We start from the raw sequence: 22,298 nt of genomic DNA on the forward strand, positions 1-22,298 counted from the left end.
GCCCCGAAGGGTTCCCGCCTTGGTTAACAAAATCATCTCACACGCAGATGCTTAAGATTTGATGAGTATTTGGTGACGCGCCTCCTCTTTCGCAACTGCGAAAAACCCTGTATGAGCCGCGCAACCGAAAGAGGCAGCGCCTTTTGGCCTGCTGCCTGCAACGCTTCCGAGACCAGAACATGAAAATTCGTAATATCGCGATCATCGCGCACGTCGACCATGGAAAGACCACCCTGGTCGACCAGCTTTTGAAGCAGTCCGGCTCCTTCCGAGACAATCAGCGCGTCGCCGAGCGCGCCATGGATTCCAACGATCTCGAAAAGGAACGCGGCATCACCATCCTGGCCAAGGCGACTTCGGTCGACTGGAAGGATACCCGCATCAACATCGTCGACACCCCCGGCCACGCCGATTTTGGCGGCGAGGTCGAACGCATCCTGTCGATGGTGGACTCAGCCATCGTGCTGGTCGACGCAGCCGAAGGGCCGATGCCGCAAACCAAGTTCGTCGTCGGCAAGGCGCTCAAGGTCGGCCTGAAGCCGATCGTCGTCATCAACAAGATCGACCGTCCGGACGCCCGTCATGTCGAGGTGGTCAACGAGGTGTTCGACCTTTTCGCGGCGCTCGACGCCACCGACGAGCAGCTCGACTTCCCGATTCTGTACGGTTCAGGCCGCGATGGCTGGGTTTCAGAAAATCCGGAAGGACCCAAGGACCAGCAGCTGGGGCCGCTGTTCGACCTCGTCATCAAGCATGTGCCGGAGCCGACCGTTCATCCCGGCCCGTTCCGCATGATCGGCACCATCCTGGAAGCCAATCCGTTCCTCGGCCGCATCATCACCGGCCGCATCGAGAGCGGCACGCTGAAGGCCAACCAGCCGGTCAAGGTGCTGCACCATGACGGCATCCAGATCGAAACCGGCCGTATTTCGAAGATACTGGCCTTCCGCGGCCTTGAGCGCCAGCCGATCGAAGAAGCGCAGGCGGGCGACATCGTCGCCATTGCCGGCCTGTCGAAGGGCACCGTCGCCGACACGTTCTGCGACCCGAGCGTGAGCGAACCGCTGCATGCGCAGCCGATCGATCCGCCGACCGTGACGATGTCGTTTCTGGTCAACGACAGTCCGCTGGCCGGCACCGAAGGCGACAAGGTGACCAGCCGCGTCATCCGCGACCGCCTGCTGCGCGAAGCCGAAGGCAATGTCGCGCTGAAGATCGAGGAATCGCCCGACAAGGATTCGTTCTTCGTCTCCGGCCGCGGCGAATTGCAGCTGGCTGTGCTGATCGAGACGATGCGCCGCGAAGGCTTTGAAATCGCCGTGTCGCGTCCGCGCGTCGTCATGCAGAAGGGCGAGAACGGCGAATTGCTGGAGCCGGTCGAAGAAGTCGTCATCGACGTCGATGAGGAGCATGCCGGCGTCGTCGTGCAGAAGATGTCCGAGCGCAAGGCCGAGATGGTCGAACTGCGCCCATCCGGCGGTAACCGTCAGCGCATCGTCTTCCACGCGCCGACCCGTGGCCTGATCGGCTACCAGTCGGAGCTTTTGACCGACACGCGCGGCACCGCCGTGATGAACCGGCTTTTCCATGCCTATGAGCCCTACAAGGGCGAGTTGCCGGGCCGCACCAATGGCGTGCTGATTTCCAACGAACAGGGCGAATCGGTCGCCTACGCCATGTGGAACCTGGAAGATCGCGGCCCGATGGTCATCGATCCGGGCGTCAAGGTGTATCAGGGCATGATCATCGGCATCCATAGCCGCGACAATGATCTTGAAGTGAACGTGCTCAAGGGCAAGAAGCTGACCAACATCCGTGCCGCCGGCAAGGACGAGGCGGTCAAGCTGACCCCGCCGATCCGCATGACGCTGGAACGCGCCCTGGCCTGGATTCAGGACGACGAACTGGTCGAAGTGACGCCGAAGACCATTCGGCTGCGCAAGCTCTATCTCGATCCGAACGAGCGCAAGCGGTTCGAAAAGTCGTCCAAGGTGGTCGGCGCGGCGTAAGCTCTCTATTTTCAAACAACCGAGAGGGGCGGAGCAACCAGTGTTCCGCCCCTTTTCGTTCATCCACCGGCAGCCGCGATGATGGCCTGCCGATCGGTCTCGCCGGCCAGATCGATGCGGATCGTGATGCCCGCGCGGGCCGGCTTGCGCAGGGCCTTTGCTCCATCCGGGTCAACGATGAGCAGCCGCTTCTCCTCCAGCGCCTGAAGCCGTGATCGCGAGATGCCGAGTTCGCCGGCGAGCAGCCGGTCGAGTCGCAGCGATGTCGGCATTTCGAGCCCAAGCTGGAGTTCCAGAGCGGTCGCGGTTTCCCTTGTCTCGACGAGCCTGCGCTTGTGAACGCTGACATCGGAGAACTCCTCGACGCGTCTGATCCGGTTGCGCAACGCGATTACATCGAAGGCATGACGATGAGCGAGTGCAGGATCGTTGCTTTCGAGTGCCGCCAGCAGCGCCGGGTCGATGTCGCGGCGGTTGCAGCGCTCGAAAATGCCGAAATTCCAGGAGTTGTCGCAGTCGATGCAGCGATAGATCAGCCACACGTCGATGCGTTTGCCGTTAGCGTTGACGCGGAATTTCCCGCTGCTGCAATAGGCCTTCACAGTGCCGCAGCGATTGCAGCTGATGAGCGGCCGAGGTGGGGTTTTGGGTGCGATTGCCCAGTGGATACGCTGAAGTCCAGACATGCCGATAAGCCCTTCCCGTCGGGAAGTTCATCAGGCCGGCGATGTCGAGATGCCCATGCGGGCACGGCGTGGCGAGAGGCTGCGGTTTCTGGAAATCGGGTGTCGCGGGCAAAAGCCGCGCGACGCGGTTCAGCAGTGCCAAACCGGTCTCGAACCGCCGCCCAGAAGAACACATGGAAACGAAAACAGACACCGCGAACGCGGTGTCATGCCTTGTGTCGGGGGAGTTGGCGAGACCGGCGGTTACGTAGGCAAAGTGAAGCTCGAAATTGTTTCGCGGCGGCCTTTCTAACCGCGAGATGCTGGAGGTGCAAGGGACCTCGCAAGCCTTGGGTTCCTCGCCCCCACGGGAGTGGGGAGAGGTGGCTCGGCGAAGCCGAGACGGAGAGGGGGCAGGCTCGGCGTTCCAAGCATTCGGAGCAAACTCACCAGCGCCGCGGGCCCCCCTCTCCGACCGCTTCGCGGCCACCTCTCCCCCGCTTTGCGGGGGCGAGGAACCCAAGCCTTGGTACGTCAGCGCCAATGGTCCGTATCGGGTTGCCTTTGCCAGAGCCGCAGCTGTCGAGTATTTGTGGTTGATTGAGCCCTGACACCGAGACCCTGGCCATGCACCCCACCTCGCTCCTGATTTTCGCCGCCGCTCTGTTCGTTGCCGCCGGCTCGCCCGGGCCATCGATCGCGGCGCTTGTCGCCCGCGTCATCTCGAAAGGATTTCGCGACGTGTTCCCGTTCCTGCTCGCCATGTGGATCGGCGAGGGCATCTGGCTGTCACTGGCGGTGTTCGGCCTGGCTGTCGTGGCGCAGACCTTCCATTTCGCCTTCGTCGTGGTGAAATGGGTCGGCGTCGCCTATCTCGCTTACCTCGCCTGGAAGATGTGGACCGCGCCTGTCGATGCAAAAGAGGGCGAGATGCCGCGCGAGGATTCGGCGATAAAGCTGTTCTTCGCCGGCATGGCGGTGACGCTCGGCAATCCCAAGATCATGATGTTCTACCTGGCGCTGCTGCCGACCATCATCGACCTCGCTTCGGTCAGCATTGTCGGCTGGGTCGAGCTGACGGCGACCATGGCCGTGGTGCTGGTCGCCATCGATCTCGCCTGGGTGCTCGCCGCATCACAGGCGCGCAAGCTTTTGAAGAGCAAGCGCGCCATGAAGATCGCCAACCGCGTCAGCGCCACGACGATGGCCGGCGCCGCGGCGGCCATCGCGGCACGGTCCTGAGCCGAAAGCGTCAGCCCATCATATTGATGATCGGCGCGATCTCGACGTTGCAGTTCGGCTCCATCAGGATCGGACAGTCCCTGGCCTTGCTGGCAGCGTCATCGATGTCCTTCGCCTCGATGATCGAGTAGCCACCGGTCGGATTGCTGCCGCCATTGTTCTCGATCACGCCGCCGGGCAGCACAGTCTTCGACATGCCAACCGGATTGCCGCGGTCGACCACAGCCGAACCAAGCTTTCCGAACCAGCCTGTCCAGGCATCCGTCATCGCCTTGAGGTCGGCCTCCGTAGTCGGCATTTTGCCCGAGCCGTGATAAACGTAGAGAAACTGTGCCATGTTCTCCTCCTTTGATTGGCGGCATCAAACCGGTCACGCCGCAGCCGATCATCGGCCGAAATTGGGGAACAGGCAATTAGAATAAGCAATTGCTAATATACGAATGGCACCGAGCCTCACCGTGCCATGGCGTGGTATTCGTCGTTCGGGCGCATGTCGATTGCCGCAGCCACCCGGTTCGACATGTTGAAGAAGGCAGCGGTCGAGGCGATGTCCCAGATGTCGCGGTCGGTGAAGCCGGCCTGACGCAGCGCGGCGCGGTCTGCCTCGACAATCTTGGCCGGTTGTTCGGTCAGCTTGACGGCGAATTCGAGCATTGCCGCCTGCCTGGGCGAAAGACCGGCGGCGCGGAAATTCATCACCATCATTTCGCCGAGCTGCGGGTCGCCTGAGAGCTGGCGCACCGCCGCGCCATGCGCGGTCAGGCAATAGTAGCAATGGTTAATGGAGGAGACGACGACCGCGATCATCTCGCGCTCCAGCTTGGTCAGCCCGGACTCACCCAGCATCAAATCGTTGTACATGTCGGTGAAGGCGCGCAGCTTCCTATCATCGAAGGCATAGGCCTTGAGCACGTTGGGGACGAGGCCGAGCTTCTCCTCGCATTTGGCGAAATAGGTTTTCGTCGCCTCGCTCAGTTCTCCCTGGCCAAGATCAAGCGCGCTGATTTTGCCGGTCATGGATCATTTCTCCTCGTTGGGCGATTCTTGGTGCCGAATTCCGATATTTCTTTGCAAGCCGTCAAACCTTTGTCGCCAAACAGCGGTCATCTGCTACCATAGTCGTAAAAGCATTGACGGGAGGGAAGTGCGTCATGGCCAGCGTGAAATCCGCGAGCAAGCCGAAGAAAAAAGCCACGGCGGCGATTAAAGCGGAGGAAAGGCCAGCCAGGCTTGCGGACTATCTGCTCGCCCGCGCGCCAGCTGAAGACATTGCTCCCTACGATGTGGCCGACCTGGAGCGGGCTGCCGATCTCGCCGGACAGGCAGTCGCCACTCACAGGAAAGGCGAGTGCGTCGTCGCCGTCGATGCCGATTCGGGTGTTGTGCGAGACGGCCGCCCAATGACGGTTGTCACAGTCGTCAACGACAACATGCCGTTCCTGTTCGATTCCATCCTCGGCGAGATCACCGAGACATCGGGCGAACCGACCCTGGTCACTCATCCGGTTATCGTCGTGCGCCACGGCAAGGGCGGCGTGGAAGAAATCCTCGGCGACGGCAATTTCGCCAAGGACGATGGCAGCCACGACCGGCTGAGCGTCATCCATGTCCACATCCCACGGCTGACATCCGAGCAGGCGAGCGGATTGAGCGAGCGGCTGCGCAAGATCCTTGGCCAGGTTCATGCCGCCGTTCACGACTGGAGGCCAATGCTGGCCCGCCTCGATCAGGCGATCTCGGAATTCCGCTATACGGCCGTGCCGCTCGACAAGAAGAGCGTTGCCGAGGCCCTCGCCTTCCTGGAGTGGCTGCGCGACGACAATTTCACCTTCCTTGGCATGCGCGAGTTCAAATACACCGGCGGCGAGGAAAGCGGCACGCTGGAGCGCGCTGAAAAGCCTGGCCTCGGCATCCTGTCCGACCCCGACGTGCTGGTGCTCAGGCGCGGCACCGAAGCGGTGACGACGACGCCGGAGATCCGCGCCTTTCTGCATGGGCCGGAGCCCTTGATCGTCACCAAGGCCAATGCCAAGTCTTCCGTGCACCGCCGCATCTATCTCGACTATATCGGCGTCAAGACCTACACCGCCAAGGGCACGCTCGCGGGCGAATTGCGCATCGTCGGCCTGTTCACCTCGACCGCCTACACGCGCTCGGTGATGAAGATCCCGTATCTCAGGTCCAAGGCCGAAACCATCATCGCCAAGTCCGGCTTCGACCGGCACGATCATTCCGGCAAGGCGCTGATCAATGTTCTGGAAAGCTATCCGCGCGACGAATTGTTCCAGGTGCCGGTGCCGGTGCTGAGGAAGCATGCAGCGGCCATTCTCGGCCTGGTCGAGCGGCCGCGGGTGCGGGCGCTGGTACGCGCCGACCAGTTCGACCGTTTCGTCTCGATCCTCGTCTTCGTGCCGCGCGACCGTTACGACAGCGTCGTGCGCGAGAAGATCGGCTCCTATCTGAAGACCGTATTCGAAGGCCGGCTGTCGGCCTATTACCCGGCCTTCCCCGAGGGCGGGCTGGCGCGCGTGCACTTCATCATCGGCCGCTCCGGCGGCAAGACGCCGAAGGTCGAGCAAGCGACGATTGAGGCGGCGATCCGCGACATCGTGCGTACCTGGGAGGACGCCCTTTCCGATGCGGCCGAGGCCAGTGGCGGCGACCAGGCTTTGAAGGCGATCGCCGCGCGGCTGCCTGAAAGCTATCGCGATTCGTTCAGCGCGGGGGTGGCGCTGGCCGACGCCGGGCGTATCGCCAGGATCAGCGCCGGCAATCCGATTGCCATCGACTATTATCGCCACGCCGAGCAGAAGCCGCACCAGGCGGCGCTGAAGATCTATCACCACGGCAGTCCCGTGGCGCTGTCGCGCCGGGTGCCGGTGCTGGAAAACATCGGCTTCCGCGTCATCAGCGAGCGCACTTTCGAGGTTGGCGATGACCAGTCCGGCTTAGTCTTCATTCATGACATGGAACTGGAGAACAGCTACGGCAAGCCGATCGACCTGACCGATGGCGGCGCGCTGTTCGAGGACGCGTTCCTCTCCGTCTGGCGCGGCGACGTCGACAATGACGGCTATAACGGCCTCGCCCAGACCGCCGGCCTGTGGTCGGGCGAGATCACCATCCTGCGCGCCTATGGCCGCTATCTGCAGCAGGTGGGCATTCCGCAAAGCCAGGATTTTATCGCCGCCGCGCTCAACCGCTATCCCGACATCGCGCGTGGCCTGCATGCGCTGTTCATCGCCCGGCTTGGCCCGACAGCCGAGGTCGAAGGCATGGTGGCGGCAAAGCACCTCAAGGCCAAGATCAAGGACGCGCTGGAAGATGTGCCGAACATCGACGACGATACCATCATCCGGCGCTACCTCAATCTGATCGAAGCCTCGCTGCGCACCAATCATTTCGTTGCCGATACGAAAGAGAAAGGCCAGTCGCTGGCGATCAAGCTCGATTCGCACGCGGTCGAGGGATTGCCGGCACCGCGGCCGTGGCGGGAGATCTTCGTCTACGGTTCCGAGGTCGAAGGCCTGCATCTGCGCTTCGGCCCGGTGGCGCGTGGCGGCCTGCGCTGGTCGGATCGCGCCCAGGACTACCGCACCGAGGTGCTTGGCCTGGTCAAGGCACAGCAGGTCAAGAATGCCGTCATCGTGCCGGTGGGGGCCAAGGGCGGCTTTTATCCGAAGAAGCTGCCGATGAGCGCCGGTCGCGACGCGATCTTCGCGGCCGGCACCTCGGCCTACAAGAATTTCGTCTCCAGTCTGCTGTCGATTACCGACAATATCGGTCTCGACGGTGTCATCCCGCCGGCCGGCGTCATCAGACGCGACCCGGACGATCCGTATTTCGTCGTTGCCGCCGACAAGGGCACGGCGACTTTCTCCGACACCGCCAACGCGATCTCGGAGAAGCACGGCTTCTGGCTCGACGACGCCTTCGCCAGCGGCGGCTCGGCCGGCTACGACCACAAGAAGATGGGCATCACCGCCAAGGGCGCTTGGGAAGCGGTCAAGCGGCATTTCCGCGAGATCAACCGCGATATCCAGACCTCGTCCTTCACCGTCGTCGGGGTCGGCGACATGTCGGGCGACGTGTTCGGCAACGGCATGCTTTTGTCGCCGAAAACCCGGCTGATCGCCGCCTTCGACCATCGCGACATCTTCATCGACCCCGATCCCGATATGGCAGCCTCGATGGCCGAGCGCGAGCGCATGTTCGCGCTGCCGCGTTCGAGCTGGCAGGACTATGACAAGGCGAAACTGTCGGAAGGCGGCATCATCGTCTCGCGCAACCAGAAATCGATCACCTTGCCGGCGGCGGCGGCGGCGGCGATCGGCCTGGCCAAGACCACCGCCACGCCGGTCGAGATCATGACCGCCATCCTCAAGGCGCCGGTCGATCTTCTGTGGTTCGGCGGCATCGGCACCTATTTGCGGGCATCGACCGAGACCAATGCCGAGGTCGGCGACCGCGCCAACGATGCCATTCGCATCACCGCGCTCGACGTGCGCGCCAAGGTGATCGGCGAGGGCGCCAATCTCGGCGTCACGCAGCGGGCGCGCATCGAGTTCGGCCTGAATGGCGGCCGCTGCAATTCCGACGCCATCGACAATTCGGGCGGCGTCAACTGTTCCGACGTCGAGGTCAACATCAAGATCGCGCTGGCATCCGCCATGCGCAAGGGATCGTTGACGCGTCCGGCCCGCAACAAGCTGCTGGCCGAGATGACCGACGAGGTCGGTTCGCTGGTGCTGTCCAACAACTACCAGCAGACGCTGGCGCTTTCGATCGCCCGCAAGCGCGGCCTCGCCGATATCGCGCATCAGAGCCGTTTCATGACGGCGCTGGAGGCGCGCGGCCTGCTTGACCGCACTGTGGAGACGCTGCCGTCGCCGGCATCGCTTGCCGAGCGCGAGGCGCGTGGCGAACCGCTGACCAGGGCCGAACTTGGCGTGCTGCTCGCCTATGCCAAGATCGTGCTGTTTTCCGACATCGTCGCCAGCGACGTGCCTGATGACGCGCATTTCGATCGCGACCTGATGGGCTACTTCCCGGACCGGATGGCGAAGAAATACGCCACTGAGATCCATGGCCACCGGCTGCGCCGCGAGATCATCACGCGCGTCGTCGCCAACGATCTGGTCAATCGCGGCGGCCCATCCTTCGTCAACCGGCTGCAGGAAGCCACGGGGCGCACCGCCGCCGACGTGGTGCGGACCTTTGCCTTGGTGCGCGACGGTTTTGCGCTGCCGGCGCTCTATCGCGAGATCGATGCGCTCGACAACCAGATCGACGGCCAGGTGCAGCTCGATCTCTATCAGATGGTCAGCCGGCTGATCTATGTGACCAGCGGCTGGTATCTGAAGAACGATGCCGGCACGGCACCGCTCGGCCAGCGCATCGCCGAGCTGCAGGAAGCACGCAAGGCGCTGGAACCCAAGCTCGTTTCGCTGCTGCCGGCTTTCTCGCGCGAGCGCATCGAGGAGAAGCGGCACGGGCTGTTCAAGAGCGGCGCGCCGGAAGGGCTGGCCGGGCAACTGGCGCTCAGCGAGGTGGCGGAACTTATCCCCGACATCGCGCTGACGGCGCGCACCGCCGGCGCCGATATCGTCGCTGCGGCCAAGGCGTTCTTCGCCGTCAGCGATGCCTTCCGCATCCCGCGTGTCGAGGACGCCGCACGCTCGATCACGCCTTCGGACTACTATGATCAACTGGCGCTGTCGCGCGCCACCGACACGATCGGCGCGGCACGGCGCGGCATCGCGGTGGCGGCACTCACCGGCCACGCCGGGACGGCCGATCCGGTGGTTGCCTGGCTGGACGCCGGCGGCGAGCGGGTGGCGCGCATCCGCGAGCGGCTGCAGGCACTGACCGAGGGCGGCGACATCACCGTGTCGCGGCTGTCGGTGGCGTCGGGGCTGATGACAGATCTGACGGGGATGTGAACCGCCGACCATCACCACACGCATCACCGGATGCGTGTGGCTCCTTTCGAATGCCATCCGCTTCGAAACTAGCGTTCAAAAAGCTCACCAGGAATGTTTGAGCGTGCCGACGATTTTCAGCCGGTCGCCGTAAAATTCGGTTCCGTAATAGCTGGTTGTCAAATACTTCCGGTCGAACAGGTTCGTTGCGTTCAGGGCCAACGTCACGTCCTTGGTCATCTTGTAGCTGATCGCCGCATCCACCAGTGCGTAGCCGCCAATCGAAACCGTGTTCGCGTCATCCCCGTAGGTTTGCCCGATATAGCGCACGCCTCCGCCGATGGTCAGGTCGCCACGCCGTCCTTCCTCGGGAAGCGTATAATCAACCCAGGCCGAAGCCAGGTGGCGAGGGACACGTTGCGGCCGATTGCCGGCATTTCCGCCAATACCGTCTTCCAGGATCTCGGCATCCCAGTAGGAATAGGCAAGTGTCAGGTTCAGGTTTTCCGCAATGGCGGCCTTGCCCTCGAGTTCGATGCCGCGGACGCCGACCTTGCCGATCTGCTGCTGGACAACAGGCGTGACATAGGTCGGAACATTGGTTTGGGTAAGGTCGAAGACCGCGGCCGTGAACAGGCCCTCGAAGCCGTCGGGCTTGTACTTGATGCCTGCCTCATACTGCTTGCCCTCTTGAGGCTTCAGCGAACCCGAGACCGCATATCCGTTGGCGCTTGGCGCCACGAGCGGCTGGAAGCTTTCCGAATAGTTGGCGTAGACCGCGAGGTTCGGGGTGAATTTGTAGGTCAGGCCGGCGCGCTTGGTGAAGGCGGATGCCGTGTCGTCGTCCTGCGTTCCCGAGTCGAGATAGTCCGCCGTCGTATCCACGCGGTCCCAGCGCCCGCCCAGGGTGACGATCCAGCGGTCGTCAAACGTCAATTGCTCCTGGGCATAGACACCGACCGCCTGTTGCTTGACCCGCCAGTTCACGTAGGGGCCGAGATTGATGCAGGACAGACCGCAATAGGTCGGATTGTTGATGTCGATGGGACCGGCGGTGCCGAAGAGGATGTTTTCGCGGGTGTTGTCATTGGCGTAGTCGACGCCGACAAGCGTCTTGCTGTCGATCCCGTCCCAGCCCGTATCGTATTGCAACTGATTGTCGAAGGCATAGCGGTTGGACACGCCATCGACGGAAAATGCCGTGCGGTCGGCCGTGGGGTCAAGCGACGCGCCGTAGACCTCGGCGTAGTCGAGGCTCAAATGCGTGTAGCGGGCATTGGAGCGGAAGGTGAGGTTCTCGTTGAACTCGTGCTCGAACTGGTAGCCGATATCGACCTGCTCCGTGTTGAAGCGGTTGAAATCCGGCTCGCCCAGGAATGTGCCGACGTCGATATTGCCGCCAGCCGGGGTGCCGCGTGCGCCTGTCCCATCTCGCTTGTAATAGTCAGTCAGGATGGTGAGCGACGTTCCTTCCTCGGGCTTGATGGTCAACGCGGGCGCGATGTAAAGCCGATCGTCGTTGGAATAATCCCATCCTTGATCGCCATCCTTGGCCAGCCCGGTGAGCCGATAGGTCCACACGCCATCGGGGTCGATCGGTCCGCCAAAATCAACGCCAACCTCCTTGGTACCGTCGCCATAGGACGTGTAAATCTCCCCCTGCTTCTGGTCCAGCGGCCGCTTGGTGATGGCATTGACCAGTCCGCCAGGGCCGTTGAGACCAAAAAGCGTCGATGTCGATCCCTTCAGGACCTCCACGCGCTGAAGTCCGTAAGGCTCGAGACGGCTGGCCGTGAACCAAGCGGGGATGCGCGCCGTGAGGCCATCGCGATAAGTACCGAGCGATGTCTGGTCGAAACCGCGGATACGAATATAGTCGGATCGGTCATCGTTGCCGAACTCGTCGGTGAGGACGCTGGATGTGTAGGCCACGGCCTGCTGGAGGCTTTCGACATGGCGTGCCTCCAGTTCCTTCTGGGTTACAACTGAAACCGAGGCGGGAACGTCGACGATGGGCGTATCGGTCTTGGTGCCGGTCGCCGTATCCTCGGCGACGATCGTTTGATCGGGCCCGACAACGCGGTCCGACTTGCCGGTGACGACGATCGTTTCCAGTTGGGTTGCATCGTCCGGCAAAACCTCCTGGGCCCGGCCGGCCCCCATCGCTCCAAAAGATGCCGCTATCAAGGCACTGCTCGCAATCAATCGCCTTGCCTGAGTGCGCAACAATGCCTGTCGACCAATCGTCATCTCTTATTCCCTGTCAGACCAATATCGAGCCGTTCGACCGGTGACTTTCCGGCCCTACGCGAGCGCAATTAGTCAAAGCGGACAAAAGGAGTCAACTTAATAATCGAGAAATTCGCACCCACGGCAATCGCTGCGAAGCAGGGGGGAGGACGGCGGGACGGCGCCAAGCTTCGTTCATTGCATGAGCGCATAAAACATGCAGACATGGCGCCCGAGACGGAACCGGTGCCCGGGGGATCATGATGACGGTAGAGACAGTGCAGCATGCGTCCGGGCGCGGCATCTGGGGATGGATGCTGTTCGACTGGGCGGCGCAGCCGTTCTTTACCGTCGTCACCACCTTCATTTTCGGACCTTACTTCGTGTCGCGGATGGCGAGCGATCCGGAGACCGGCCAGGCGGCCTGGGGCTACGGTATTGCCGCGGCCGGCCTTGTCATTGCAGTGCTGTCACCCATCCTCGGCTCGATCGCCGACCAGACCGGACCGCGCAAGCCTTGGATCGCATTCTTTGCCGCGGTCAAGATCACCTGCCTTTGCATGCTTTGGTTCGCGGCCCCCGGTTCGAACCTTTTCCTGGTCGTGCTGTTCTTTTCGCTGGCGTCGGTGGCGGCGGAGTTTTCGACTGTGTTCAACGATTCGATGATGCCGCGCCTGGTGCCGAAGAGCGAGATCGGCAGGATCTCCAACATGGCCTGGGGCCTTGGCTATCTCGGCGGCATGATCGCGCTGATCTTCGTCGTCGCCTGCCTGGCCGGTTCGCCGGAGACCGGCAAGACGATCATCGGCATCGACCCGCTGTTCGGGCTCGACCCGAAGCTCGGCGAGGACGCGCGCGCAACCGGGCCTTTGTCAGCCGGCTGGTACTTCCTGTTCATCCTGCCGATGTTCTTTTTCACCCCCGACGCCATCAAGGGCCTGCCGATCGGTCCGGCTGTCCGAGAGGGGTTGGCGGAGCTGAAAGTGACACTGGGTGAGGTGCGCAAGCGCAGCGGTATCTTCCGCTTTCTGGTCGCCCGCATGATCTATCAGGACGGCGTCAACGCGTTGCTGGCGTTGGGTGGCACTTTCGCCGCTGCGATGTTCCACTGGTCGATCACCGAGATCGGTATTTTCGGCATCATTCTCAACGTCATCGCCATCTTCGGCTGCCTGGTCGCAGCCCGTCTCGACACGGCGCTTGGCTCAAAAACCATCGTCATGATCTCGCTGGTCCTGCTCAGCATCGCCACGATCGGCATCGTCTCGACTGGGCCGGGCTATACTTTGTTCGGCCTCTGGATGATGCCTGGACCGGACAGCGGCGGCCTTTTCGGCACGGCAGCGGAAAAAGCCTACATCTTCTTCGGCCTGTTGATCGGCGTGGCTTTCGGGCCGGTGCAGGCGTCGTCGCGGTCCTACATGGCGCGCAGCGTCACCGCGGCAGAATCCGGCCGCTATTTCGGCATTTACGCGCTGGCCGGGCGGGCGACCAGTTTCCTGGCGCCGTTCATGGTCGCGTCGGTCACCCTGGCCAGCGGCTCGGCGCGGCTCGGCATGGCGGTGATCGTGCTGTTCCTGGGCATCGGCATGGCGATCCTGGTCAAGACGCCCTATCCGGCGGACCGGCCGGTGGATTGACTTTGCCCTCCCCCTTGTGGGGGTGAGCAGCCGGTTCGCGAAGCGAATTCATCGTGCCAGTGGCACGATGAAAGGCCGGTGAACGCCGGGACGCTGCGAAGCAGTGGGGACCCGGCCCGGCGACTGGTCATTCAGAATTCAGCCCCGAGCCCTTCGCAGGCTTAGGGCGTTCGAAGCTCGAAAAGCCAAGCAATTGGCTTTTCGTTCGCTGCGCGAACCGCTTCTCACCCCCACAAAGGGGGAGGGTAAAAGCAGCTAATGGCGGAAATGCCTGATCCCCGTAAACACCATGGCGATGCCGTGCTCGTCGGCGGCGGCGATGACGTCCTTGTCGTTCATCGAGCCGCCCGGCTGGATGACGGCGGTGGCGCCGGCGGCAATCGCCGACAGCAACCCATCGGCGAAGGGGAAAAAGGCGTCGGAGGCGACGACCGAGCCCTTGGTCAGCGGTTCGGCAAGGCCGGCGGCCTCGGCCGCGTCGAGCGCCTTGCGGGCGGCGATGCGTGAGGAATCGACCCGGCTCATCTGGCCGGCGCCGATGCCGGCGGTAGCGCCGTCCTTGACGTAGACGATGGCGTTCGACTTGACATGCTTGGCAATGCGGAAAGCGAATTTGAGGTCGGCCATTTCGGCCGCTGTCGGCGCGCGCTTCGTCACCACCTTCAGCTCGAGGTCGTCGACGACGGCGTTGTCCCGGCCCTGGATGAGCAGGCCGCCGGCGACGGATTTGACCGTCGTCCCCGGCGTGCGCGGGTCCGGCATCCCACCGGTGACCAGCAGGCGCAAATTCTTCTTCCCCGCCACGATGGCCGCTGCCTCATCGGTGGCGTCGGGCGCGATAATCACCTCGGTGAAGGTTTTTACGATCTCTTCCGCCGCCTCGGCGTCGAGGGTGCGGTTGACGGCGATGATGCCGCCGAAGGCCGAGACCGGGTCGCAGGCCAGCGCCTTGGCGTAGGCGGCTTTCAGCGAGGCGCCTTCGGCAACGCCGCACGGATTGGCGTGCTTGATGATGGCGACGGCAGCGGAAAGGTCGGGGTCGAACTCGCCGACCAATTCGAAGGCGGCGTCGGTGTCGTTGATGTTGTTGTAGGATAGCTGCTTGCCCTGCAGCTGGCGCGCCGTGGCGACGCCTGGGCGCTTGTCGCCGTTGACGTAGAAGCCGGCGCTCTGATGCGGATTCTCGCCATAGCGCATCACCTCGACCAGCCTGCCGCCAAAGGCGCGCCATGTCGGATGTTCGATCTCGAGCGCCTCGGCGAACCAGCCGGAGATCGCCGCGTCATAGCTGGCGGTGCGGGCAAAGGCCTTGGCCGCCAGCTTCTTGCGGAAATCCAGCGACAGCGAGCCGATGTTCATCTCCAGCGCATTCAGCACCGAAGCGTAATCGCCGGGATCGGTGACGATGGCGACATAGGCGTGGTTCTTGGCCGAGGCGCGGATCATCGCCGGGCCGCCAATGTCGATGTTTTCGACGATCGACGCGTAATCAGCGCCGGAGCGGCGGACCTCCTCGAACGGATAGAGATTGGAGACGACGAGATCGATCGGCTCGATGCCGTATTTGCGCATTGCCGCGGAATGCTCCGGATCGTCGCGCACGCCAAGCAGCGCGCCATGCACGCCGGGATGCAAGGTCTTGACGCGGCCGTCCATGATCTCGGGGAAACCGGTGAGCTCGGAGACGTCGCGCACCGCCAGGCCCGCCTCGGTGATCGCCTTTGCCGTGCCGCCGGTCGAGACCAGTTCGACACCGGCCGCTGCCAGCGCTTTGGCGAAATCGATAAGGCCCGTCTTGTCGAAAACGGAGAGCAGGGCGCGACGCACGGGAACAAGGTCTGGTGCGGGAATGTTCTTGGCGGCGACGGCCATGGGCTGGCGGCCTTTCACGACTGGTGTGGTGGATGCCCGCGCCCGTAGCACATGCCGCCCGGAAATCAAACCGGCGGTCAGGTGGGGGCAAGGCGAATCCGTGTTAACGGGTTTCTTCGGAGACTTCGCAGGCGCGTTGGCTGACGGAGCACCAACGAAAAAACCCGCCTATGCGGCGGGCCACTGGCACAAATCAGCACCATAGGCAAAAATGTACCATAGCTGAGGGCACGGAGTCAAGAAAAAATTCCTATCGTGGGAAAGCTGCCGGCACAAAAGCTGCCGATGCCCCCGAACTGGTTGTCGTCAGGCCTTTTGTTAACCTGAGTTCGAAGTCCTGTCAGGAGGGTCAGTTGTTTTCCGGGTAGCCGGCGATGCTGGTGCGGGTCAGCTGCCAGTGGATTTCGGCGATTTCCGAAGCCTTGAAGGCAAGCACGATCTGGCGGCTGCGGCGCGGGCCGCCAAGGCCGGCGAAATAGATCGATTCCTCGACCTCCGGCACCACTTCGGCTGCTGTGAACACCCAGGTGTCGGCCTGATCGGCGGCCAGCACCAGGCGGTCATGCTCGTCCTGCAAAAGGTTGACGTCGGGATGAACGTGGAAGCGGACGGTGACGAAGTCGCGCCCATTGTTGCGGATCGCCGTATTGCCGGGGCGCTGGAAGCGGTCGCGGCCAGCCAGCACATTGCCGTTCGACGACAGTTTCAGCTCGCGCTCATGCAGGAAGCCGAAGCGCGGGACATAGCCGTCATGGCGGGCGATGAAGCCCTGAACGCCCTTCTGGTCGGTGCGCTTGCACTGCACATGCTGCGGGCCGCCGATCAGCGGCGAACCGAGCAGGTCGTTGACGCGCAACGAATGGCTGAAGCGCGCCGACGAGGTGTCGTTGATGGTGGCGGTCGAGTGCGCGGCGGTAGCGCGCGCCAGCGGCCGGAATTCAGCCGCGCCATAGGTGTCAATGCCGGCATTGACGATGTAGTGCTGGCGGCCGGACGACAGTTCGAAGGCGAGGCAGCTGGCGTGTGCGGCGTTGGACACATCGATCGGCGGCGGCGGGCCGGTGTCGGCGATGACCGTGGTGCCGCCCATCGACAGGCGCTCATAGCCGGAATGCGGCGCATGCAGCAGCGGCGCGCCAGCGGTGTCGTCGTGGCGCAGAATGGTGGCGATGCGGTCGTGGATGGTGGCGCCCATGCCGTTGAAGCGGGCGAGGCTGCCATCCTGATGGCGGAAGAAGCGCAGCGCCGGCAGCATGCGGTCGATGGCGCCGATCAGCGCCTGCGGCGGCGTTTCCGCCTGGTTGGCATAAGTCTGGCGCAGCGGCAGAAGGTCGGCGAGGATTTCCAGGACGACCATCGGGTTGCGCGAAATGTGCCCGCCATCGGCGAGGATCTGGCGGTCGAGTTCCTCGGCAAGATTGCGGGTCGCGCCCCGCAGGGCCGATGCCGGCGCCGGCAGGGACAAGGCAGCGAAGGCGAGCGCGATGCGGGCCCGCAGCCTGTCCTTGCCGTCGGGCATTTCGCGCGCCATCGACCTGAGGTAGCGGATCTGGATGGCAACCGATTTCAGGAAGGCGCGGTAGAAAGGGAACTCGGCGCCCTGCAATACGACCGAGGAGTGCTGCAACCAGGCGATGATGCGCTTGGCCGTCGTGCCCGGCTCCCAGGCGATGCCGGAGATATGGCTGCCATGCATGGTGATCCAGTCGGAGACCAGGGCGCGGGCATTGGCGGCGGCAAGCTCGGTGCCGGCGGCGCGCATATGGCGCAGCCAGCGAAAGCCGTGCAGCGTCTTCTGCCAGCCGTGATTGGGCACGTGGATCTGGAAAGGCGACTTGCCGCCGGTCTCGACCACGTGCCCCGACAGGGGATAGCGGCCGTAATAGATCTCGAGTGCGATCTGCGGGTCGGCGAGGCGCAGGTCCGGCGGTGCGATCAGCACACGTTCCGGCGTGCGGCCGGAATATCGCCAGCGATAGACAGGCCCGGCGCGCAGGCGCCGGCGCGTTTTGCGCCAGAACTCCTTCGCGACAAGCGTCCACAGACGCGTCGTGCTGCTGGCAGCAAGTGCCAAAACTCCTCCTGATCGTCCTCTACCCCGGCGCCGAGTCTACATGATTGCACGATTCGTGCGAAGGCGAATTCCACGAGCCCACGCCGGTTCACCTGGTTTTGCCCCCGATCCTACCCAAAAAAGTCAGTAAATCCGGGCAGTTCAATCCCTAGCCGGCTCGCCGCATGCGAGCGGCGAAGAAGCCGTCGAGGCCCGAGCGCTCCGGCACGCCGAGGTCCAGGTCGGCGGGCGTGGTGCGCAGCGTGCCTTGCTGCGTCAGGAACGGATCGATGCCGGCGATCTCGCCTTGCCGCAACGGATCGTTGGTGATTTCAGGCGTGCCGGCCAGAAAGGCGCGATAGAGATCCTCGCCTTCGAGCGGATCGAGCGAACAGTTGGAAAAGACGATCCTGCCGCCGGGCTTCACCAGCGTGACGGCGCGGGCGAGCAACCTGCGTTGCAGGTCGGCCAGTTTTTCGACATCGGCCGAAGTCTTGGTCCATGGCACGTCGGGATGCCGCCGCACCGTGCCGGTCGACGAGCAGGGCGCGTCGAGGAGGATCGCGTCGAAGAGTTCTTCCGGCTCATATTTGAGCAGGTCGGCCTGGACGATTTCGGCCGACAGGCCGAGACGGTCGAGATTCTGCGTCAGCCGCACGAGCCGGTTTTTTGACGTGTCGACGGCGGTGACCTTCGCGCCGGCAACGATCAGCTGCGCGGTCTTGCCGCCGGGCGCGGCGCAGAGATCGGCAACCCGCAATCCCGTGACATCGCCGAACAGCCGGGCGGGCAGGCTGGCCGCGGCGTCCTGGACCCACCAGGCGCCCTCGGCAAAGCCAGGCAATTCAGTGACAGGACCGACAAGATTCTCGACTCGCACCGTGCCTGTCTGCAGGACGATGCCGCCGAGTTTTTCGGCCCAGAGTCCGGGATCGGCCTTGACCGAGAAGTCGACCGGCGCCTCAACGCGATGCGCTTCGAGGATCTGTCTGGCCTTCTCGTTGCCGTAGGTGGTCTTCAGCCGGTCGGAAAACCATTTGGGCGCTTCGTCGGTGGCGGCAAGGGCGGCAGGCAGTTCCGTTTCCTTGGCCCGTGCCAGTGTGCGCAGCACGCCATTGACGAGGCCGGAGAAACGCACCGTGCGCGGATCGGACTTGGCATGGGTCACCGCAATGTCGACGGCGGCGCTGTCGGGAATATCGAGGAACAGGATCTGTGCCGCTGACACATGCAATATGTGCGACAAAGCGGTGGCATTGGGCGGCAGCGGTTTTTCCAGGCGCCGCGCCAGCAGCCCTGATATGGTCATGCGGTAGCGCAGCGCGGTGACCAGGATGGCGCGGACAAGGCCGCGATCGCGCAAATCGAGCGCCTTGTATTGCGGGTGGCCGTTTTCGTGATCGGTCAGCCCGTCAAGCGGGGTCCTGGCGTCGATGACGGCGGCAAGCAGGCGCGCCGCCGCCTTGCGGGCGGCGAGGCCGGCAACGAAGTCGCCGCCGTCCCTGTGTTCCTGATCGCCTGAAACTGTGCGTCGTGGTCCTCTGTCCGCCACGCTCACGACCACCGGCCCTTGGGCCCGGTCGGATTGCGACCCCACGGGTTGGATTTGGGCTTGGCGGCCTCCGCCGGCTGCTCGGGCCGCGCTGCCTGATCCCATGGGCCGGATGGCCGTAGTTCGTCCGCCTGGCGTGGCGTTGGGGCCTGGCGCGGTGCAGCCCGGGTTTCGCTGCCGGCCATGTCGCGCGCCATCGCCTGCAAGGCTGCGATGCGGTTCTCAGTGGCGGGGTGGGTGGAGAACAGGCTGTCCATGCGCTCGCCGTGAAGAGGATTGATGATGAAGAGATGCGCGGTCGCGGGATTTCGCTCGGCATCGGGGTTGCGGATGCGTTCGGCGCCGCGGGCGATCTTGTCAAGCGCCGATGCAAGCCAAAGCGGGTGTCCACAGATTTCGGCGCCACGCCGGTCGGCCTCGTATTCGCGGGTCCGGCTGACCGCCATCTGCACGACCATCGCTGCAAACGGAGCCACGATCATCGCAACCAGCACGCCGACAAAGCCGAACGGGTTGTTGTCGCGGTTGCCGCTGAAAAAGAACGCAAAATTGCCGAGCATCGAAATGGCGCCGGCAAAGGTGGCGACGATCGTCATGGTGAGCGTGTCGCGATGCTGCACATGGGCGAGTTCGTGCGCCATGACCGCTGCGACCTCTTCAGGCGTCAGCGCCTGCAACAGGCCGGTGGAGGCAGCCACCGCCGCATTCTGCGGATTGCGGCCGGTGGCAAAGGCGTTCGGCTGCGGGTTGTCGATCAGATAGGTCTTCGGCATCGGCAGGCCGGCCTGTTTGGCCATTGCCTGGACGATGGCGTAATATTCGGGCGCGTTCCTTTCGTCGACCTCGACGGCACGGTTCATCGACAGCACCATCTTGTCGGCATTCCAGTAGCTGAACAGGTTGGTGCCGGCGGCGATCAGCAGCGCGATCATCATGCCGCCGGTTCCGCCGATCAAAAAGCCGACGCCCATGAACAGCGCGGTCATCGCGGCAAGAAGCATGGCGGTGCGGATGGTGTTCATCGTCTGCTCCTGTCCGGGGGATAGCGAAAAGGGGTCGATCGTCGTGGGTTCATGGCTATATGATGGGAAACGCCAGTTCCTGTTTCAATTGACTGGACTCAATCTGCTGACTGGACTGAATCTGCCGAGATTATCGCATGACCGACGAAATCAGTAAAACAGGCGCCGCTCCTGCCGAAGCGGCATCGCAAAGAGAGCTAGCGCCGGCCGCACGCCGTGCGTTGGCCGAGGCCGCAGCGCGGCGGGAAGAATACCGCGAAAAGGAGGCCGCGCTGCCGAAGGAGATCGGCGGCCGCGGCGGCAAGGAGCCAGGGCGCTACGGCGACTGGGAAGTAAAGGGCCTGACCAGCGACTTCTAGATGCGTCCCTACGCAGCGTTGCGCTGCGGCTCGAGCGCGATCCAGCCACGCTCGTCGACCGTGATGCCGACCATGTCGTAGCCTGCGATCGCGGCATGTTGCGTTGGCAGGGGATGCTTGTGCGTGGCGCTGATGACCATGACCGCCGCGCCCGCCGCTTCGGCTGCCGCGATGCCAGCTGGAGCATCCTCGAAGACGAGGCAATCGCGCGCGTCGACGCCGAGCCGTTCCGCGCCAAGCCGGAAGCAATCGGGCGCCGGCTTGCCGCGGGAGACATCTTCCGCCGCGACGATGACGGCCGGGACAGGGATGCCGGCGGCCTTCATGCGCAACAGCGCCAGCTCGCGCGGGGCGGAGGTTACGATTGCCCAGCGTTCGGGCGGCAGCGAATCGAGAAATGCCACGGCGCCTGCGATCTGGAGAATGCCATCGAGATCGGCCGCCTCGGCCTTCAGCAGCAGATCAGCCTCGTATGCCGGGTCGACGCCCGGCAGTGCCAGGCCGGTGATGGTCTCGATCGCGCGCACGCCATGGATCGTCGGCAGGAAGGCGGCGACGTCGAGGCCCTGGCGGCGTGCCCAATCGCTCCACACCCGTTCCGCCGAGGCGATGGAATTGATGAGCGTGCCGTCCATGTCGAAGAGGAAGGCCGCGAATTTTCTGCCTGAATACATGATTTTCCTGAGTTCGGGGAGCGCTGGTGGGGTTGCCGAACCTAACGTCTCGACCGCGGCAGGGGAAGACACGGGGTGGGCTTTTCGATCGGCCCAGGGAACCACGGTATCCTCCGGGCGTTTGGGAAGGACTGCTTCTCACAACAACGATCGAAGGGGGGACCAACGATGCTGATCCGGCTCGGCTACGAAATCGCCATCGAATGCGTAGCCGCCACGCCGGTGATTTCAGTGCTCGAGATCCATCGGGACAGGCAGGCCGACATCAAGCGGCAGACGCGGGTGCTGACCTCTCCCGCGGTGCCGACAAGACTGTACCACGATCTGCATGGCAATGCCTGCCGACGCTTCACAGCGCCCGCCGGTGGTTTTCGCATCCTGTATGACGCGGTCGTCGAGGACAGCGGCGAGACCGACGAGGTAAACACGCTGGCCAGGGAAGTGCCGGTGGCGGCCCTGCCGGACGAGGTTCTCGGTTATCTCCTGGGCAGTCGGTATTGCGAGACGGATCATCTGAGCAGCCTGGCCTGGCAGCTCTTCGGTGACATCCCGTCCGGCTGGGCGCGCGTGCAGGCGATCGTCGACTATGTCCACAATCGGTTGTCGTTCGGCTATGGCTATGCGCGCTCGACCCGCACCGCGGCGCAGGCGCATGAGGAGCGCGTCGGGGTTTGCCGCGACTTCGCTCATCTGGCGATCACGCTTTGCCGCTGCATGAATATTCCGGCACGCTACGTGAACGGCTATCTCGGCGATATCGGCGTGCCAGCCGATCCGGCGCCGATGGACTTCTCGGCGTGGCTGGAAGTGTTCCTCGACGGCAAATGGTACACGTTCGATCCTCGCCACAACACGCCAAGAATCGGCCGTATCGTCATCGCCCGCGGCCGCGACGCCACCGACGTGCCGCTGCTGCACAGTTTCGGCCCCCACCGGCTCAGCCTGTTCAAGGTGTGGACCTACGAACAGGAAGGCAATCTGTTCAACCCGCCCTACCACGGCATCGACAGGACCGTCAGCGCACAGATGCTGGCGTAGTCGCGAGGCCTACCGATGCAAC

At 63.6% G+C, this 22,298-nt stretch carries 15 protein-coding genes; 6 read left to right on the plus strand and 9 right to left on the minus strand.

Annotation, left to right across the window (positions count from 1 at the left end; genetic code table 11):
- Positions 1–179: 179 nt before the first annotated feature.
- Positions 180–2,009: a translational GTPase TypA gene (typA, locus tag EOA13_RS16675; protein WP_127294155.1), complete on the plus strand. Its 1,830-nt coding sequence runs from the start codon at positions 180–182 to the stop codon at positions 2,007–2,009.
- Positions 2,010–2,068: 59 nt separating this feature from the next.
- Here the strand turns inward: typA and EOA13_RS16680 are convergent, their stop codons facing one another.
- Complete coding sequence (locus tag EOA13_RS16680) at positions 2,069–2,695, minus strand: DUF1062 domain-containing protein (RefSeq protein ID WP_127294157.1); 627 nt, start codon at positions 2,693–2,695, stop codon at positions 2,069–2,071.
- Positions 2,696–3,301: 606 nt separating this feature from the next.
- Between EOA13_RS16680 and EOA13_RS16685 the strand changes: the two genes are divergently transcribed.
- Positions 3,302–3,916 carry a LysE family translocator gene (locus EOA13_RS16685; protein ID WP_127294159.1) on the plus strand — a complete coding sequence of 205 codons (615 nt, stop codon included), beginning with the start codon at positions 3,302–3,304 and terminating at the stop codon, positions 3,914–3,916.
- 10 nt (positions 3,917–3,926) lie between these two features.
- On the opposite strand, the gene EOA13_RS16690 is transcribed toward EOA13_RS16685, so the two are convergent.
- Together EOA13_RS16690 and EOA13_RS16695 are read right to left on the minus strand one after the other, a co-directional pair.
- Positions 3,927–4,253, minus strand: a complete 327-nt coding sequence (locus EOA13_RS16690; protein WP_127294161.1) for a hypothetical protein — start codon at positions 4,251–4,253, stop codon at positions 3,927–3,929.
- 116 nt (positions 4,254–4,369) lie between these two features.
- On the minus strand, positions 4,370–4,933 hold the full coding sequence (locus EOA13_RS16695; RefSeq protein WP_127294163.1) for a peroxidase-related enzyme: 564 nt from the start codon (positions 4,931–4,933) through the stop codon (positions 4,370–4,372).
- A 134-nt stretch (positions 4,934–5,067) separates the two neighbouring features.
- Here EOA13_RS16695 and EOA13_RS16700 point away from each other — a divergent pair, with 134 nt between their 5' ends.
- Positions 5,068–9,858 carry an NAD-glutamate dehydrogenase gene (locus EOA13_RS16700; RefSeq protein ID WP_127294165.1) on the plus strand — a complete coding sequence of 1,597 codons (4,791 nt, stop codon included), beginning with the start codon at positions 5,068–5,070 and terminating at the stop codon, positions 9,856–9,858.
- Between the two features lie 84 nt (positions 9,859–9,942).
- Here EOA13_RS16700 and EOA13_RS16705 read toward each other — a convergent pair whose 3' ends face one another.
- Positions 9,943–12,087: a TonB-dependent siderophore receptor gene (locus EOA13_RS16705; RefSeq protein ID WP_127294167.1), complete on the minus strand. Its 2,145-nt coding sequence runs from the start codon at positions 12,085–12,087 to the stop codon at positions 9,943–9,945.
- Positions 12,088–12,329: 242 nt separating this feature from the next.
- Here EOA13_RS16705 and EOA13_RS16710 point away from each other — a divergent pair, with 242 nt between their 5' ends.
- Positions 12,330–13,706, plus strand: a complete 1,377-nt coding sequence (locus tag EOA13_RS16710) for an MFS transporter (RefSeq protein ID WP_127294169.1) — start codon at positions 12,330–12,332, stop codon at positions 13,704–13,706.
- Between the two features lie 255 nt (positions 13,707–13,961).
- Here EOA13_RS16710 and purH read toward each other — a convergent pair whose 3' ends face one another.
- From purH to htpX, 4 genes are all read right to left on the minus strand, one after another.
- Positions 13,962–15,578, minus strand: coding sequence for a bifunctional phosphoribosylaminoimidazolecarboxamide formyltransferase/IMP cyclohydrolase (purH, locus tag EOA13_RS16715; protein WP_127294171.1), 1,617 nt, complete (start codon positions 15,576–15,578; stop codon positions 13,962–13,964).
- Between the two features lie 349 nt (positions 15,579–15,927).
- Complete coding sequence (locus tag EOA13_RS16720) at positions 15,928–17,652, minus strand: heparinase II/III family protein (RefSeq protein ID WP_127294173.1); 1,725 nt, start codon at positions 17,650–17,652, stop codon at positions 15,928–15,930.
- 148 nt (positions 17,653–17,800) lie between these two features.
- A complete protein-coding gene (locus tag EOA13_RS16725; RefSeq protein WP_245490400.1) occupies positions 17,801–19,189 on the minus strand; it encodes an RsmB/NOP family class I SAM-dependent RNA methyltransferase in 1,389 nt (462 codons plus the stop codon).
- On the minus strand, positions 19,186–20,205 hold the full coding sequence (htpX, locus tag EOA13_RS16730; protein ID WP_127294177.1) for a zinc metalloprotease HtpX: 1,020 nt from the start codon (positions 20,203–20,205) through the stop codon (positions 19,186–19,188). Before htpX ends, EOA13_RS16725 begins: the two co-directional genes overlap by 4 nt.
- Before the next feature lie 137 nt (positions 20,206–20,342).
- Between htpX and EOA13_RS16735 the strand changes: the two genes are divergently transcribed.
- On the plus strand, positions 20,343–20,564 hold the full coding sequence (locus EOA13_RS16735) for a DUF1674 domain-containing protein (RefSeq protein ID WP_127294179.1): 222 nt from the start codon (positions 20,343–20,345) through the stop codon (positions 20,562–20,564).
- An 8-nt stretch (positions 20,565–20,572) separates the two neighbouring features.
- Here EOA13_RS16735 and EOA13_RS16740 read toward each other — a convergent pair whose 3' ends face one another.
- Positions 20,573–21,238, minus strand: a complete 666-nt coding sequence (locus EOA13_RS16740) for an HAD-IA family hydrolase (protein WP_127294181.1) — start codon at positions 21,236–21,238, stop codon at positions 20,573–20,575.
- A gap of 168 nt (positions 21,239–21,406) precedes the next feature.
- Between EOA13_RS16740 and EOA13_RS16745 the strand changes: the two genes are divergently transcribed.
- Complete coding sequence (locus EOA13_RS16745; protein ID WP_127294183.1) at positions 21,407–22,276, plus strand: transglutaminase family protein; 870 nt, start codon at positions 21,407–21,409, stop codon at positions 22,274–22,276.
- The last annotated feature ends 22 nt before the right edge of the window (positions 22,277–22,298 follow it).

It is taken from the genome of Mesorhizobium sp. M7A.F.Ca.US.011.01.1.1, assembly GCF_003998295.1.
Classification (GTDB): domain Bacteria; phylum Pseudomonadota; class Alphaproteobacteria; order Rhizobiales; family Rhizobiaceae; genus Mesorhizobium.